This is a genomic window from Turicibacter sp. TJ11 (assembly GCF_021497505.1).
Taxonomy (GTDB): domain Bacteria; phylum Bacillota_I; class Bacilli_A; order MOL361; family Turicibacteraceae; genus Turicibacter.
In genome coordinates, this window is record NZ_CP069349.1 from 1,314,949 (window position 1) to 1,331,706 (window position 16,758).

The 16,758-nt window shown below is 33.7% G+C and carries 16 protein-coding genes; 3 read left to right on the forward strand and 13 right to left on the reverse strand.

The window, feature by feature from the left end:
* Window positions 1-213: 213 nt before the first annotated feature.
* A complete protein-coding gene (locus JRC48_RS06120) occupies window positions 214-726 on the reverse strand; it encodes an adenine phosphoribosyltransferase (protein ID WP_235070961.1) in 513 nt (170 codons plus the stop codon).
* Complete coding sequence (recJ, locus tag JRC48_RS06125) at window positions 716-2,941, reverse strand: single-stranded-DNA-specific exonuclease RecJ (RefSeq protein ID WP_235070962.1); 2,226 nt, start codon at window positions 2,939-2,941, stop codon at window positions 716-718. The genes JRC48_RS06120 and recJ overlap by 11 nt, the downstream gene beginning before the upstream one ends.
* An 82-nt stretch (window positions 2,942-3,023) precedes the next feature.
* On the opposite strand from recJ, the gene spoVB reads away from it, so the two are divergent.
* Window positions 3,024-4,550: a stage V sporulation protein B gene (gene spoVB / locus JRC48_RS06130; protein WP_235070963.1), complete on the forward strand. Its 1,527-nt coding sequence runs from the start codon at window positions 3,024-3,026 to the stop codon at window positions 4,548-4,550.
* A 77-nt stretch (window positions 4,551-4,627) separates the two neighbouring features.
* Here the strand turns inward: spoVB and JRC48_RS06135 are convergent, their stop codons facing one another.
* Window positions 4,628-5,296 carry a DUF421 domain-containing protein gene (locus JRC48_RS06135; protein WP_235070964.1) on the reverse strand — a complete coding sequence of 223 codons (669 nt, stop codon included), beginning with the start codon at window positions 5,294-5,296 and terminating at the stop codon, window positions 4,628-4,630.
* Between the two features lie 109 nt (window positions 5,297-5,405).
* On the opposite strand from JRC48_RS06135, the gene JRC48_RS06140 reads away from it, so the two are divergent.
* Window positions 5,406-5,783, forward strand: coding sequence for a TIGR04086 family membrane protein (locus JRC48_RS06140; protein WP_235070965.1), 378 nt, complete (start codon window positions 5,406-5,408; stop codon window positions 5,781-5,783).
* A gap of 45 nt (window positions 5,784-5,828) precedes the next feature.
* On the opposite strand, the gene yajC is transcribed toward JRC48_RS06140, so the two are convergent.
* The 6 genes from yajC to JRC48_RS06170 form a co-directional block, all read right to left on the reverse strand.
* Entirely contained in the window at window positions 5,829-6,095 is a 267-nt protein-coding gene (gene yajC, locus JRC48_RS06145; protein WP_235070966.1) for a preprotein translocase subunit YajC, read from the reverse strand.
* 77 nt (window positions 6,096-6,172) lie between these two features.
* Entirely contained in the window at window positions 6,173-7,309 is a 1,137-nt protein-coding gene (gene tgt / locus JRC48_RS06150; RefSeq protein WP_255703628.1) for a tRNA guanosine(34) transglycosylase Tgt, read from the reverse strand.
* Between the two features lie 31 nt (window positions 7,310-7,340).
* Window positions 7,341-8,372, reverse strand: a complete 1,032-nt coding sequence (queA, locus tag JRC48_RS06155; RefSeq protein ID WP_235070968.1) for a tRNA preQ1(34) S-adenosylmethionine ribosyltransferase-isomerase QueA — start codon at window positions 8,370-8,372, stop codon at window positions 7,341-7,343.
* 76 nt (window positions 8,373-8,448) lie between these two features.
* Window positions 8,449-9,450 carry a Holliday junction branch migration DNA helicase RuvB gene (ruvB, locus tag JRC48_RS06160; protein ID WP_235070969.1) on the reverse strand — a complete coding sequence of 334 codons (1,002 nt, stop codon included), beginning with the start codon at window positions 9,448-9,450 and terminating at the stop codon, window positions 8,449-8,451.
* 163 nt (window positions 9,451-9,613) lie between these two features.
* Window positions 9,614-10,174, reverse strand: a complete 561-nt coding sequence (gene ruvA / locus JRC48_RS06165) for a Holliday junction branch migration protein RuvA (protein ID WP_235070970.1) — start codon at window positions 10,172-10,174, stop codon at window positions 9,614-9,616.
* Window positions 10,175-10,460: 286 nt separating this feature from the next.
* On the reverse strand, window positions 10,461-11,252 hold the full coding sequence (locus JRC48_RS06170) for a formate/nitrite transporter family protein (protein WP_235070971.1): 792 nt from the start codon (window positions 11,250-11,252) through the stop codon (window positions 10,461-10,463).
* Between the two features lie 670 nt (window positions 11,253-11,922).
* Here JRC48_RS06170 and JRC48_RS06175 point away from each other — a divergent pair.
* Window positions 11,923-12,717, forward strand: coding sequence for a hypothetical protein (locus tag JRC48_RS06175; protein ID WP_235068760.1), 795 nt, complete (start codon window positions 11,923-11,925; stop codon window positions 12,715-12,717).
* Window positions 12,718-13,200: 483 nt separating this feature from the next.
* Here the strand turns inward: JRC48_RS06175 and JRC48_RS06180 are convergent, their stop codons facing one another.
* The 4 genes from JRC48_RS06180 to JRC48_RS06195 all read right to left on the reverse strand — a co-directional run bounded on the left by JRC48_RS06180 (window position 13,201) and on the right by JRC48_RS06195 (window position 16,744).
* Entirely contained in the window at window positions 13,201-14,067 is an 867-nt protein-coding gene (locus tag JRC48_RS06180) for a patatin-like phospholipase family protein (RefSeq protein ID WP_235068762.1), read from the reverse strand.
* A gap of 120 nt (window positions 14,068-14,187) precedes the next feature.
* A complete protein-coding gene (locus JRC48_RS06185; protein WP_235068763.1) occupies window positions 14,188-15,267 on the reverse strand; it encodes a hypothetical protein in 1,080 nt (359 codons plus the stop codon).
* 73 nt (window positions 15,268-15,340) lie between these two features.
* Entirely contained in the window at window positions 15,341-15,634 is a 294-nt protein-coding gene (locus JRC48_RS06190; RefSeq protein ID WP_235068764.1) for a hypothetical protein, read from the reverse strand.
* 162 nt (window positions 15,635-15,796) lie between these two features.
* Window positions 15,797-16,744: a carbohydrate kinase gene (locus JRC48_RS06195; RefSeq protein ID WP_235068765.1), complete on the reverse strand. Its 948-nt coding sequence runs from the start codon at window positions 16,742-16,744 to the stop codon at window positions 15,797-15,799.
* Window positions 16,745-16,758: the final 14 nt, after the last annotated feature.

Consider the following 16,758-nt stretch of genomic DNA (forward strand, 5'->3'; position numbering starts at 1 on the left):
TTATAAAGCTAAAACTATCATTTGTTTCAACAAAAAGCATTCTTTTTAAAACTTTCTTGAGATGAAAAAAAAGGGTGATATTTCATCAACCGCTTACATCTTTATCATCTTAAATTTGTCATTTAATAACTGTTTTTAAAATTTTAACATAAAAAAAAGTAGAAATGCAACAATAAATGCTCCATCTCTACTTATTCTTTAATATTTCGTCTATTAATATTTCATTAATGATAAAACTTCATAGTTTTCTAATGTTTTACGACCATTTAACTCTTCTAATTCAATTAAAAAGGCGCATCCAACAACTACTCCACCAAGTTGTTCAATTAACTTAACAGTTGCTTCGACTGTTCCACCTGTTGCTAATAAATCATCAACAATTAAAACACGTTGTCCTGGTTTGATCGCATCTTTGTGCATGCATAATGTATTTGAACCATACTCTAAATCATAATTGAATGAAACTGTTTCACGTGGTAATTTACCTGGTTTACGGACAGGTGCGAAACCAATTTTTAATTCATGAGCCACTGGACATCCAAAAATAAATCCACGTGCTTCTGGTCCAACAATAATTTCCGCTTGCTGTTGTTTTGCAAATTCAACCATTTGTGTTGTTGCATAGCTATAAGCAGCTCCATCTGCCATTAATGGTGTAATATCTTTAAATTGAATGCCCTCTTTTGGAAAGTTAGGTACATTCGCAACATAATCCTTAAGATTCATGTGTCATTTCCTCCCTAGCTGTTTTAAAGGTTGTTTTTAATTCTGACCATGTCGTCAATTCAAAAAATTCAAGCATATCAAGCTTTGACTTTTGCTGTTGATACGTCTGTGCTTCGGACAAGTCTCGCTTCGTTGCGCTATCTGCTGGAAAAACAGAACCATTTCTTATTATAACAAGTTCTACTTCAAAAAACACCTGTAAAATAAACAATAATTCATTTTTACTAATTCCTAAACGCGTAAAATAATTAATCATTTGATTATTTAATGTAATTGGTCCATGCTGCTTAACGACTTTATAAACCGTGATAAACTTCTCACGTGCAGCAAACGTGACATTTGTCTCTAACGGAGCCATCACAATATTTCCTGGTTTTTTTGAAGTAATTAACTCCAATAACTCCTCCTTTGACGCTGGGAGTTGATCAATTAATAACGTGTCGACTTCACTTGCTTCTAAAGCTGCTTTATATGGCGTAGCTAGTTGAAGTTCGTTCTTTCTTTGTTCATAAACTTGCTTGTTACGAAGATCAATCAATTGAAATTCCTCACACATCATATCTAAAAAATGAAACTGAACACTACGATTTCCATTCCATTCGTTAATTTTAGCTTCTCCTACAAAGCTAAATAATGTATCAGGAGTTAAATACATCGCAAGCGAAGCTTGATTAAACGCAATCACATCGACTGATTCTTGATCTTTATATAAGGTGAATTTTAAATGCTGTAGTTTATTTCCGATCGTTTTTACATTTTTAACATAAACATCTCTAATTTCAATGAGTGGGGGGCGATTTCCTTCTCCAAACGGAGCAAGCATCGATAGTTGGTCAACAAATGTCACATTTAAATCACCTAGTGAGAGAGTTAAATCTACTTGTAAACTCGGTGATACTTCAACATCTTTTAAAAGATCATTCATCTTATCTTCTAAGGCTTGTAAATTTTCTGGGGCAAACGTAATACCAGCTGCCAAAGCATGTCCCCCAAAACGTTCAATCAGTTCATGACATTCACTTAATAGCTCAAACAAGTGATATCCTTCAACCGCTCGTGCCGATCCTTTAATTAATCCTTCATGATCATCTGTCACCACAAATACAGCTTTTTGCCACTGTTTTGCTAATCTTCCAGCAACAATTCCTAAAATCCCTTCATGCCAATTTGAAGAATATAAGATAACGACTTTCTTTTTCTTTAACGTGATTGGGTCAACTAATTGACTCGCTTCATCCAAAACTTTTTGTGTCGTTTTTTGACGCTCACTATTAAAACTTTCAATCTGTTTAGCAATTAACTGAGCCGCTTCTTTCGTTTCTGCTATTAAACATTCAACAGCTAAAGCAGCTTCATCCATTCGTCCGGGTGCATTTAATCGAGGACAAATTTCAAAACCAACATTCACTTCAGTCGCTTCTTCTTTATCTGTTTTAGCTAATTCCATGATTGCATTTAATCCTTCAATTTCTGTCTCACGTAAGGCAGCTAGTCCACGTTTAACAATTGAACGATTTTCATCAATTAGTGGAACAACATCTCCAATTGTTCCAAGCATAGCAATCGCATAAAAATCTTCAGGAATAACTTCCTGTAATAAGGCCTCTGCTATTTTTAAAGCGACTCCCGCTCCTGACAGTTTATGAAAGGGATACTGATCATCAAGTTCTGGATGTAAGATGGCAAAGGCATTAGGTAATGTTTCTTTAATTTGGTGATGGTCTGTAATAATTAGGTCCACCCCATGTTCTCGTAAGATTTTTGCTTCATCAACTCCAGCAATCCCATTATCAACCGTAATGACTAATTGATAACCATCAGCAATAGCCTGCATAAATGCATCTTCGTTTGGTCCATACCCTTCATAAAAGCGATTGGGAATATAGTAGTTAACTAATGCACCTAATTCTCTCAAGCAACGAACTAAAATGGTCGTTCCCGTTACCCCATCAGCATCGTAATCTCCATAAACTAAAATCGGCTGTCCTTCATCGATGGCTTCATTAATTCGTGTAATAATTTTATCCATTTGTGAAAATAAAAAAGGATCATGATGAACCATTTCTTCAGTAGAGAATGTCTCAATATTCTCTTTTGTCGCCAATCCTCGTGATAAGACAAGTTGTTCAACTACAGGATGCAAAAGCGTATTCAACGACTCATAGTCGTCTCTAAATATGTCAGATTTTTTCCAATTCATTGTTGATTTAAACAAAGTTATCTCCTCACCTTCATATTTTTAAGTTCATCCTCATAGGCTTAAGCAAAATCATAACTAAAGTATGGGTGGAAAAATTATGAAAAAACAAAGCGTAGCACAAGGAACAATGATTCTCGTTTTAGCCGGTTTAGTCACAAAAGTCTTAGGGATGGTGAACCGGGTTATTGTTACACGATTACTTGGCGAAGATGGAATTGGAATTTATATGTTGATGGCTCCAACCCTCATGCTTTTAACAACATTTTCAAGCATAGGACTCCCAATTGCCATTCCAACATTAATTTCTAGAGCCAATGAACGCCAAAAAAAGATCTTGTCTGTTTCATTAATTATTGCAATGATTTCAAGCTTAATGGTAAGTATTATTCTTTTCTTCGTTGCAAAACCGTTGGCTAATGATTTATTAAAAGATCCACGAACTTATTTACCTCTTATTTCAATTGGACCTCTTTTATTCCTGGTATCTTTGTCAACGATTATGAAAGCTTATTTCCAAGGGGAACAAAACATGGTTCCTTCCGCAATCTCAACGTTAATTGAGCAAATCGTTCGTATCGTCATTTGTATCTATTTTATCAATTGGCTCTTACCGTACGGTATTGTTTACGCAGTTGTCGGAACCATTTGGGCCTCTATTGCTGGTGAATTTGCCTCTATTTTAATTCTTCTCTTTTTATTCATGAAACATCTACATCAAAATCATCGTGGGGCAACCTTAAAACCAGTTCGGCTAAGCCCGCAGAACTTTAAAGACGTCTTAGCAATTTCTCTTCCTGCAACTGGAAGTCGCCTGATCGGTTCATTTTCACACTTTCTTGAACCTATCATCGTCGTTCAATGTTTATTTAAGATTGGTTATCAAAGTGAGGTCAGCGCTAAGTTATACGGAGCTGTAGCTGGCTTTGCACTTCCTATGGTATTAATGCCATCGTTTATCCCAAATGCTGTCACACAGGCGATTGTCCCACCAATTAGCCAAGCCTATGCGAGTAAACGATATGATCGCATTCATTATCATTTAAATAATGCTTTCCAATTGTCGTTTTTACCAAGTGGAATTTATACTGTTTTACTTATGGTATTTCCTGTTGAGCTTATGAACTTATTATTTGCCTCTTCAACCGGGGCCAACTATTTAATTATTATGGCACCAGTCTTTTTATTACTTTATTTTCAAGCTCCACTAACGTCTACATTACAAGCCATTGATGAGGCTACAAAAGCGATGAATACAACATTAATTTCTTCAATTATAAAAATTATGATGATGATTGTCCTTTTACCTATTCCAAATTTAAATATTTACGGACTTGTCATCGCCGTCTTATTTAATGTTGTATTTGTTACTGTTTGGCACTATCTTCTTGTAAGAAAGTATATCGGTTATCACTTAAATTTAAATGCTGTTATTAACGCTGTCTTAATCATCGGAATTACTTTTTTACTTGGATCTTATTTAAAATCGACGATTATTTTTAGCCCTAACACTCTTTTAAATATGATCATCATCTGCTTCATCATGGGAATTGCTTATCTTTTCTTAGTTATTGTCTGCGGATTATTTCCAAAAGATAAGATGGTAGATACTCTACGTTCTAAATAACAACCATATTATAACATAAAATGATAAAAGGGATAGAACAATTCCTTTGAGAATCCATATGAAAAAACGTCACTAAGTTAGTGACGTTTTTTTTCTTTCATATTAAGAGATTGTCGAGTTAAACAACGAAGTTGCTGGCCATCATAAGCAGCATAGTAAACATCTTTAACACTAAATATACCCTGTCTTTCTAATTCTTCATCTATCCATTCCGGCGTTTTTTGAATTCTAGTTAAGTTTTCTTTTTCTAACCCACCAGACGTAATAATGGGTAATGGACAAAATGAAGTATCTTTTCTTTTGAACGAAGACAGTTGACCATTTGACTCTAAAATAGCATACTCGACTTCAAAAATAGATGAAATGTTATTGGCTCTTAACTGTACCATTAAATCGTCAAACGTATATCTTTGTCTTCGCATCTCATCTAAATTAATTTTTCCTTGATGAATTAGTATAGATGGTTTTCCATCCACTATCTCGCGAATCTTTTTAAATCTAAGGGTCATGAAAGCGGATGTAAACTGTAAAGTTCCTAGCAGTCCAACGGCTAAAAGCACTTCATGAACCGGACGATCCAAGCTATCAATGCCCATGGCTGCAATTTCTGCCATTAAAACAGAGACAACTAAGTCTAATAAGGTTAACTGACCAACTTCCCTTTTTCCCATTAACTTAAAGACGATTAATAGGACAAAATAAAAAAGTGTCGTTCGATATATAACAACATAACAATTAGAATCCATACGATACCCTCTCCAATTATTTATTTTATTAGTTTAAACCGCATAAATATCGCTTAACTCTCATACAGTTGTAATGAATACAAATAAAACTGTAATAGGAGTTGAGCGTATGTCAGAAAGACTAGGAAAAGCATTACTACATGGTATTGCATTTATTGTTATTAGTATCCTCATCCTTGGGCTTCTTATAACAACTTTAGCTTATTTTGAATGGATTTCCGTCGGTACCCTTGAAAAATTAATCTATGTTTCATTTATCGCCACGTTCTTTATTGGAACAGCAATCATCTCAAAAGGATTTGCTCAAAAAGGATGGTTAATTGGAATCGCGATGGCAACTTTTATGGTATTATTAAGCATGCTATTTTACACAATTGGTGTTGAGACTTCATTAACATTTAAATTCGTGATTCGTAGCATCATTACTGTTGTGGTTTGTATTGCAGGTGGAATGATTGGAGTTAATCTACCAAGTAGAAAAAACTAATCATTAATATAAGAAAAGAGCACTCTAAAGTGCTCTTTTCTTATATTATTTTTCTAACTTACGAGAGATGGCCTGACGTTCAAAAATCCACTTTTGTCCTTCATCGTTAATTAATGTAACTGTTTGCTCTTCTAACGAATGAATACGTCCATGAATTCCGCCAATCGTTACAACGCGATCTCCTTTTTCTAAACTATTTTGCATCGTATTAACTGCTTTACGACGCTTATTTTCTGGGCGAATTAATAAGAAATAAAAAATTAATCCTAGTAAAACAAACTGTGCAATCATTGAAATAACGCCTACATTCATGCTAATTTTCTCCTTTATCATTTTTAATCATTCTTTTATAGTGATTAAACTATTTTAAAAGACTTTAAACGGTTTAATTAAAATCCGCGTGATCCTGGTTCATTTAATCCATATTGCTCAAAGAACTCTTCACGGAAATCTAGTAAACGATCGTTACGGATAGCCTCACGAACTTGTTCCATTAAGTTAATTAAGAAATGCAAGTTATGATATGATACTAATCGTTGACCGAATGACTCATTTGCCTTAATTAAATGGCGAATATATGAACGCGTATAATTTTTACATGTATAGCAATCACAATTTGGATCAAGCGGTGTAAAATCACGTTCATAAACTTTATTCTTAATAACGACACGCCCAACTGACGTCATCGCCGTTCCGTGACGAGCGATACGCGTTGGTAAAACACAGTCAAACATATCGATTCCGCGAATTGCACCATCAATTAAATCATCTGGTGATCCAACTCCCATTAAATAACGTGGTTTATCTTTTGGTAAATAAGGAACTGTATACTCAATCATTTTACGTGCCACATCCTTAGGTTCACCAACAGATACTCCACCAATTGAATATCCTGGGAAATCCATTTCAACTAACTTCTCTGCACAATACTTACGTAATTCAGGGAATTCTCCACCTTGAACAATTCCGAATAATGCTTGTGTATCTGGATTTTTATGAGCTTTTTTACCACGCTCTGCCCAACGAATTGTACGATCAACAGAATTTTTCATATATTCGAATGTCGCTGGATATGGAGGACACTCATCAAATGACATGATAATATCAGCACCTAATGAATTTTGTACTCCGATTGAAATTTCAGGAGACATAAATAATGGTGCTCCATTTCGGTGATCACGGAATGTTACACCTTCTTCTGTAATTTCTCGTAATTTACTTAAACTAAAAACTTGGAATCCACCAGAGTCTGTTAAGATAGCTCCACCCCAGTTTTCAAATTTATGTAATCCACCCGCTTCTTCAACGATTTTCTCACCCGGTTGTAACCATAGATGGTAAGTGTTTGCTAAAATAATTTTTGCTCCCATTTGGTCTAATTCTTCTGGTGATAATGTCTTAACTGTTGCTAATGTTCCAACAGGCATAAACACAGGTGTTTCAAACGTCCCATGTGGCGTATGTAACTTTCCATAACGCGCACCTGACTGTTTACATTCGTGTATTAATTCATATCTAATAGCCAAGTTTGGCACCTCACTTTTATAATCTTAGTTGCTATTTTTCTATAATCAGCATCGCATCTCCAAAACTAAAGAAACGATACTTTTCTTCTACCGCTTTATGATAGGCATTCATCACGTGTTCTTTTCCTGCTAATGCTGAGATTAACATGATTAACGTTGATTTTGGTAAATGGAAATTTGTAATCATTCCATCAATTCCTTTAAACTCATACGGTGGATAGATAAAGATATCTGTCCATCCTTCACATGCCACAAATTTTCCGTGATCACGTGCAATGGTTTCAAGTGTACGTGTCGATGTCGTTCCAACAGTGATAATACGCCCACCTAACTCATGTGTTGCATTTAAAATATCAGCCGTCTCTTGAGACATTTGATAAAACTCTGCATGCATATCATGATCTTCTACACTATCCACTGAAACTGGTCTAAACGTTCCAAGCCCAACATGTAACGTCACGTAAGCAATCTTCACACCTTTTTCTTGAATCTGATTTAATAATTCTTCGGTGAAGTGTAATCCTGCTGTCGGGGCCGCTGCCGAACCGATTTCTTTTGCAAATACGGTTTGGTAACGATCACGATCATCGAGCTTTTCAGTAATGTACGGCGGTAAAGGCATTTCTCCTAAAGAATCTAACACTTCATAAAAAATACCCTCATAAATGAATTTAAAGATACGTTTTCCCATATCTCCTGTCCCAATACATTCAGCTTTTAAGCGTCCGTCACCGAACTCAACGATTGTTCCTAATTTAACACGCTTAGCAGGTTTAACAAGTGTTTCCCAGCAATCTTGCTCTTCTTGTTTAAGAAGTAAAACTTCGATACTTGCTCCTGTATCTGGTTTTTGCCCCATTAAACGAGCTGGCATTACTTTTGTATTATTTAAAACCAATGTGTCGTTTGGTCGTAAATAATTAATGATGTTATGAAACACTTCATGAGTTAATTCACCCGTCTTTTTATTTAAAACCATTAAACGCGACGTATCGCGATCTTTTAATGGAGTTTGTGCGATTAATTCTTCCGGCAATTCAAAATCGAATTGATCTACTCGCATAACACACCAACTTTCTATGTTGCAAAATTTATAGCTCTCTATAAATTATCTACCAAATATCGTTATTTTTCAATCTTTATTTTAAAGGATAAGGCACGTTTAAATGTTCACAGGCTTGTGGTGTGATAACACGTCCACGCGGTGTTCGTTTAATGAATCCTAATTGAAGCAGATACGGTTCATAAACATCTTCTAATGTTTGTGGTTCTTCACCAATTGAGGCTGCAATAGCTTCAATCCCGCAAGGACCGCCACCAAAACGTTCAATGATTCCCATTAAATATTTATGATCAACATAATCTAAACCTAATGAATCAATATCTAAACGATCAAGCGCTAATTTTGCAATCTCATGAGTAATCTCCCCATCTCCAATTACTTGCGCATAGTCGCGAACACGGCGGAATAAGCGATTAGCAATACGAGGTGTTCCACGTGAGCGACGCGCAAGTTCTAACGATGCCTGGTCATCAATCGGTGTTTCATAGACAATCCCTGTTCGCTTAACAATCGATTGTAATTGTTCTTCATTATAATACTCTAGGCGATTAATGACACCAAAACGATCACGTAAAGGTGCTGATAAATCTCCTGCTCGTGTTGTCGCTCCAACTAGTGTAAAAGGTGCTAAATCTACACGAATTGAGCGTGCTGATTCATCTTTTCCAACAACAATATCTAAAACATAATCCTCCATCGCAGGATATAAAACTTCCTCAATACTTTTTGGCAGACGGTGAATCTCATCAATAAAAAGAACATCTCCTGGTTCTAAAACTGATAAAATAGCTGCTAAGTCACCGCTTCTTTCAATCATTGGACCTGATGTTGTTTTAATATTAACTCCCATTTCATTAGCAATAATCGTTGCTAACGTCGTCTTACCTAAACCCGGAGGGCCAAATAATAAGACATGATCTAATGATTCATTACGATTTTTTGCTGCTTCAATAAAAATACGTAAATTCTCTTTAACTGCTGTCTGCCCAATATATTGATTTAATCGCTCAGGACGTAAGCTTAACTCTGACTCATCCTCCATCATTTCATCAGGTGCAACTAAACGTTCTTCTGTCATGCTCCAACCTACTTTCTCATTCTTTTATTTTTACACAAGATGTTCAAACCATACAAAACTCATCGTTTAACCTTTTTATCATTTATTTATAAACAGTCTCTCGGTTCATTTTCCTGTGAATCCAATTCAAAAATGTGAGACCATTAGACATTAAATAATCTCATTATTTTACAAGTAGCTGTAATCCTTTTTTAATAATTTCATCAACTGATGCATCAATGTCTTTAAATGCATTTTTAACTTTTGTTAATTCCTTATCCCCGTATCCTAATGCTTGTAGTGCCTCAAGAGCTTCAGCTAAACTATTGTTCATAAATAAAGCAGCCTCTGGAACGACTAACTTACCTTTTAAGTCTAAAATAATTTGTTGAGCGGTCTTCGGTCCGATTTTTGGGAATTTGCATAAATATTTTGCATCCCCATTTTCAATGGCATTTCTTAATCCACTCATATCTTTCATTGCTAATATCGCACAAGCGGTCTTCGGTCCAATTCCACGAGCACTGATTAAATTAATGAATAAATCATGTTCTTCCATTGTTTTAAATCCGTACAAACTCATATCATTTTCTGATACGACTTGATGAGTAAACACTTGAACAGCTTCCTCTTTTTTAAATTCATACGGATTAGCTGTATAGACTTTATAACCTACGCCATTAACATCAATGACAACAAAATCTTTTCCACTATAAGCAACATATCCTTTTAAATATGCAAACATCATCATCACCTCTTTATCGGTTCATTATAACACAAAAAAACAGTTGTAAAAAGAGCACAAAGCAAACATTAGTTCTATTTTGGAAAACCTATCTAAGTAAATTTTAATTTTTCATCTTTAAAATAACCTAATACTACTTAACTAATAAAATGATCAACCTACTTGAATCTTGAATATCATCATTAATCTATAAGCTCTCTTCTAATTTTTATACAAACTTTATGATGAAATAAAAAAGTACTAGCTCCAACTCATTTAGAACTAGTACTTTTTTTATTAACATTAATTAATGTTTATTTTTATAACTATGAATGAAGTTATAGTAGTAAGGGCAAACAATAATAAATCCACCGATAATATTACCAATTGTTGCAATGAATAAGTTCCATGCCATTCCTGTATAAGTAATATCAGCACCTAAAACTTTTGCCATAGATAAAACGAACATATTAGCGATACAGTGTTCTACACCCATAATAGCGAATACAGCAACAACTAAAATACTTAATAAACATTTCCCTGCAACGTCTTTAGCTGCATAAGCAACATATACCCCACCTGCAATTAAAACATTACATAAAATCGCACGGAAGAATACTTCAGAGGTTGACAATGTATTAATCTTAACCTCAGCAATATGACGAATACTATTTGCTACTTCTGGATCGACTCCATTTGTAAATAAGTTTGCTCCCGCTAATAAAGCAACGGCTAATAAAACACCTAAGAAGTTTCCAATCCAAACTAATGCTAAGTTTTTAACAAAAGCTGATAGTGGCACTTCTTTTTTAAAGTAAGCTTTCCCAATTAATGTGTTTCCAGTAAATAAGTCTGCTCCTGTTAATAAGATTAAAATTAAGGCAACAGGGAATAAGAATGATCCGATTAATTTACCAACGAAATGATTTTCCATTTGTCCATAAACTAATAAATAACCTGTATAACCTAATCCAATAAATAATCCCGCTAACATACCTGAAATAATAACGACACTATTTTTACGTGATACTTTATACTTACCAACTTCAACTACTTCATTTGCAATTTCTTTAGCTGATAACATACGCGGCTGTTGCATATACTTTTCCTCCATTTTTATATCTTAGTCTTTTCCAACTCTCACTTGAGATAAAATTCCTTTAATAAAATATCATTTTTTCATATTTTTTTCAAATAATTTTTCTACATTTAGCTACAAGAAAACGATTTTATTTTAAAGAGAGAGGGAAATTAATAAAACTTGTGTTTTTTTAAATTTATTAGTCGAATTTCAAGTCTAAATAAGCTCTATATTAGATTACAACAATTATGTAAAACTATTTATGATGAACTATGAATTTAATTGTATTTTTATGTTAATTTTCTAATATAAGACAGGTGCTTATGTTTCAAATTTATAAATTATCTTATTCTGTTTAAGAGGTATAACACTAATTCTGAATCAAGAAAACAATGAATTTTATTTTTTACGTTTCGTTTTTTAATTAACTAATTGATCTCATAAACAACAACTGTTCAAAAAAACTGATTATATATGATTCATTAATTACCAATCATGTAGTTATCAAACAGATTTAAAGTTAGGTTGTAAAACATTTTTACTAACTTTTCTTTTTCTCCTTAAATCATTAAATTTAAATGTTAAAAAATAGAATTTTTGGTATTTATTAAAGGTTTTCGTCCTCTTTTTTTTACGATATGATTTTATTAATCGACAACTATGACCTACAAGAAAGGATGTTTTTATCATGCTAATGTCACATGATAATTGGGCATTAAACGCCTTTGAATTTGACGTGAGATATTATTATCCCACTACAACCGATACCCCTTATGCCGGAATGTTAGTTTATCGACAAAGTGAATATGAATTTCTATTTGCAGTTTTAATGGAAAGTCCCAAACCGACGCCTCCTCAAACAACCCTGTTTTGTGAAAAAGAGCCCGGATTTATTTGGGAATGTCCTGAACATTTAAAAAACTCGTTTGATGCTTACGAAATTTCATTAGAGCAAGTCGTTCGGGATTGGAAAATTTTTAAAACCCTCACTGGGACTATGCCCTCTAATTTTAAACCTTTAGATTATGCTCTTTTGCAACAAGACTTTCCTTTACAAGTTTTAATAATGAAGCCCGTTGAAGACAAACTCTATCCTGAACAAACACGTTTAAAGTCTATTGATCTTTTAACTAGCATCTTTTTCAAAGATACTTATGGTGGCATTTGGTGTTTGACGAGAACCAATATTTCTACAATCTTTTTAATACAAATGAAATATTCTCCAACCACTCATACCATTAGCCCTCATTCAGATATTTTTATGTTTACAGAATTAGCGCTCAACCTTTTCCCGTCATTTTCTAACGTGGAAGATTGGGGAAATCTAACATTAAGTCAGCTTCTTCAAGTAACTAATCTTCTGATTCATACCTCATCTCATGAAGAATCGGTAATTTCTCAAATAATTTATACCACGCTATCCTCAGATAAAGTTCAAAAATGGCTTAACCCTAATAATCGTTACTATTTTAATATCGTTTAGTTCAAGTTTATATTATTAATTTTTTTAACCCGTTTATTATGCTACTTATCAACGAACGACATACATTACTAAACATACCTCCCAATGAAATCTTAGCAAAAATAATTGTGTCTAGATCTCATTCTTTCACTCACTGAAAAAGCTCTATAATGGTCTAGGATTTCAAATAAAAAATGACTCTTTTAATAAGAGTCATTTTTTATTTGAATGTCATCTACAGATTAGTTTTTCTTCAACAAAACTTTTTAATCTCGCTATTCCTTAATTTTCAAAAATATAAGAAACTGGCTAAAAGATAAAATATTTTGATAAAAACAATAGGTACTTGTTTTTATAGCCTATCGTCAATAATCACCTTATGGATTTTTTTAAAGTAAACCATTAAAACCTTTCAAACACGAATGAAAAGATTTTAATCGAACTTAATTCTAATAATCAGTAGCTTTATTAAAAAAGAAGATTTAATTTTAATTCATCTCTTTGTTATTTGTTTCTATACTTAACCCCTTGAGGTGCTTTAGGTTTTTTACTTAAAATTTGATACAAGATCCGATAAGCATCTTCACTTCCTAATTCCATATAATATTTTAAAACTGATGGCCTAAAATCAAATGATCCGTAAACACCATTTCCAAGTTCTTTGCTTGGAAAAATTTCTATAATTCGTTTTCCATTAATCATCGGTTGATTTAACCTTGAACGTGGATCCAAATAAATAACGATAATCGTTTCACAATCCGTTTCAAGCAACGGACGCAATGGTGCTCGCTCATACTTCATTGGATCGACATAATAAGCCCCATTAATCTCAACAGGCTGATACAACATCGGTACAGCAGTTGTTGCAAGAAGTGCTTTTTTCATTCCTTTTTCATCTAAATCATTTAAATGAAAGTAACGTCTCTCCCTTGATTTTGAAATTCCACATGAAACATATAAATCAATCTCACTATTTTGAATTAAAGTAGGATTTAAGTAATAACGAAAAGCTTTCTCGAATCCTTGACGTTTAAGTGGTAATCCCACATTATTTGCAACACCAGCTAAATTCATCATTCCGAAAACGGGAGATAATTGCCGCGTGTTTACTGAATCAATGATTTGACTCATTCGTTTCATATTTTCTTTACTGACTGAAAACACAGAGGACCACGGACAAGACAGCCAAAACGATTCAATTTCATCAGGAGTATATTGTAAAAATAAAGCCCCATTAATACCTCCAATAGATGATCCTGCAACGCATTGAACCTTATCTAATAATCCAAACTCCTCAAGTACTCTAATGACACCGACTTGATAAGCTCCTTTAGCACCACCGCCAGAAAAGACTAGACCAATATTTTTCATTTTTATCCCCCCTTTCTATCTAACATAATCTATGTGTTTGTCCTAACTCTGTGCTATTTTTTTATGATGCAAAATAAAAAAAGTTAGTACCAACTTTTAATTAGCACTAACTTTTTCATTTCATTTTTGATTAAGTAAAAAAGCATCCGCCTGCTCGTTTGCTAAAACGTTGGCATCTAATGTACAAAAACGTGTCGGATGATCTCCTCTATGAGTGGCTGTCTGATAACCAACTCTTTCATCTTGTAAATGTCTTGCAATCACTTGGCCTAATTCTCCAGTTGCTAACTTCATCACAAAAACACAGTGACTTTGCCAAGCATATTTTTTCTGATTACTTAATTTAACATAACATTCAATTTCACTATAACAGCCCGTGCATCCACGACACGGTATCCCTTTATTCCCATTTAATTTTCGAGCGATACAAGGCGTCGGTGTTAACGCGACTAATTTATTGTTTCGCCACTGATGTTTACAAAAAAGAGCAAAATCATTTAAGGCTCGCATAGAAACTTCTCGTTCATACTTTTCTTTTGAAACAGGGCTTGCATACTCTAAAATAACAGCGATGCGATCAGTTAGTAGCCAATGATTCATCCAATGATACAGCTCATAAAAACTTAATTTTCCACGAACAGATTGCTCATTCATCCATTTAAAGCTTTGAATGACGTCAAATTTTTTTATCCCATATTTTTTTAAACAAACTTCCTTCAACTCTGCTGTGAGTTTCATAAACCCTGGTTCGATGACTGTCTCGATTGGGATTAAGTTAATCTCATTTTCAACTAAGTTAAACTCAATGCATTGTCTAAATAAATTCATTTGACTTCTTAAAGCATCTTTATTTCCTTCTACCGTAAAAATATTAATTTTTTTCCCTCTTAAGTAGGATTCGCACGCATGAATAAATCCAAAGACATCTCCTCCTGAACCAGTAGCTAAGGCAAGTACATTAATTTCTTCTAAATGATGATAGACCGAAAAAATATCACGTTGACTAAATAAATCTTCGTAAACTTCATACGCTTCTCGATAACTTTTTGGAAATTGTTCGATTAAGGACGCGATAATGGCTTCTTGACTATTTTTTAAGTTATCAGATGAATTTCCATTCTTTTTCGCGTCATAATCCTTTGGTAATTGATGAAACCATTCATAAATAACCCCGTATAACGTTGGATTTAACTGTCTCATTCACCTCATCTCCCATCAATTAATTTCGTAATGCTACATTATATGAGAAGATGACGAAAAGTATGTAATTCTATTATAAATCTACAACTTGAAGACGCTCAACTTCAAAATACATTGACACTTGAACAAATCCTGACTGATTTGACGGATTGATTTCATTATACGGAAAATAAGCACTCATTTCATTATATAAAGGCGTTCGCTCCATGGCAAACTCAATCTCTTCAGAATAATTAATTTTAGCTAACTTACAAAAATAATTAAATTTATCCATTGCTTCTATTGGATCCTGATAGTAGCGGTCAAAATACACTTGCTCATCGGGTTGAACAACGACTATTCTAATACGCTTAAAACTTCTCTCCATAGTTCCCCTCCTCGTTCATTAAATTACTTCTCAATACATCTTACTAAGCAAATAATGAATTATGTTCACAAACTTGATTTCCCCCTTAAAACTCAATAACTTTATATAAAAAAAAGAAGGAATTTTAACTAAATCCCTTCTTTTTACATTTAATTCATCTAATTATGCTGTAATTTCATCCCATGATGGAATTGAATCTAAAGCTCCTAATTTAGTTGTTGTTAATGCACCAACTTTGTTAGCATTTTTCGTGAAGTCAACTAACATCTTTTCATCCTTTAAAATAACTTTTGGTTGTTCTAAATTAGCAATTTGTGATAATAAGGCACCAATAAATGCATCTCCTGCTCCAGTTGAATCAACCATTTTAACTGCAATACTTTCAACCTTGTGTGTGTTTTCAATCGAAACCAGTGATCCCTCTTTACCTAATGTTAACGTCACGATTTTAGCACCTAAGTCATGTAAGGCAGCAATCATCTGTTGATGATCAGACTCTCCTGTAATAATTTGTCCTTCCTCTTCTGAGACTTTAATTAAATCGACATGTTTAATAACTTCTTTGCAGTGTTTTACAAATAACTCTTGTTTGTCATGATATAAGGCATCACGATAATTTGGATCAAAAGAAATAAATTTATCATGTTGATTTGCAAACTCAATAAACGCTTGATAAACTTCATATAATTGTGCACCTAATAAGGCAGTCGCACTACCTAAATGAATAATTTTACAATCTTTAAAAGCATTGAAATCAATTTGTTGTGGTGAAATATTTCCATCCGCACCACGCATGAATTCAAAATCACGTTCTCCGTTTTCATCAATTGAAACATAAGCAATCGTTGTCCCTAAGTGTTCATCTTCAATCACTTGAGATGTTCCTACCTCGTAACGATTCAATGTTTCAATTAAAAACTTTCCAAATGAATCTTTTCCAACGGCTCCTACAAATTCTGCAGATGCCCCTAACTTCACTAATGCTGTTGCTACATTTGCAGGGGCTCCTCCCGCTTTCTTTTGAAATTTCTCAACATCAACTAATTTTTTTCCATTTTCAAGTGAAATAAAATCAATTAATACTTCACCAGGACAGATTACTTTTGCCATGACTCCACCTCTTT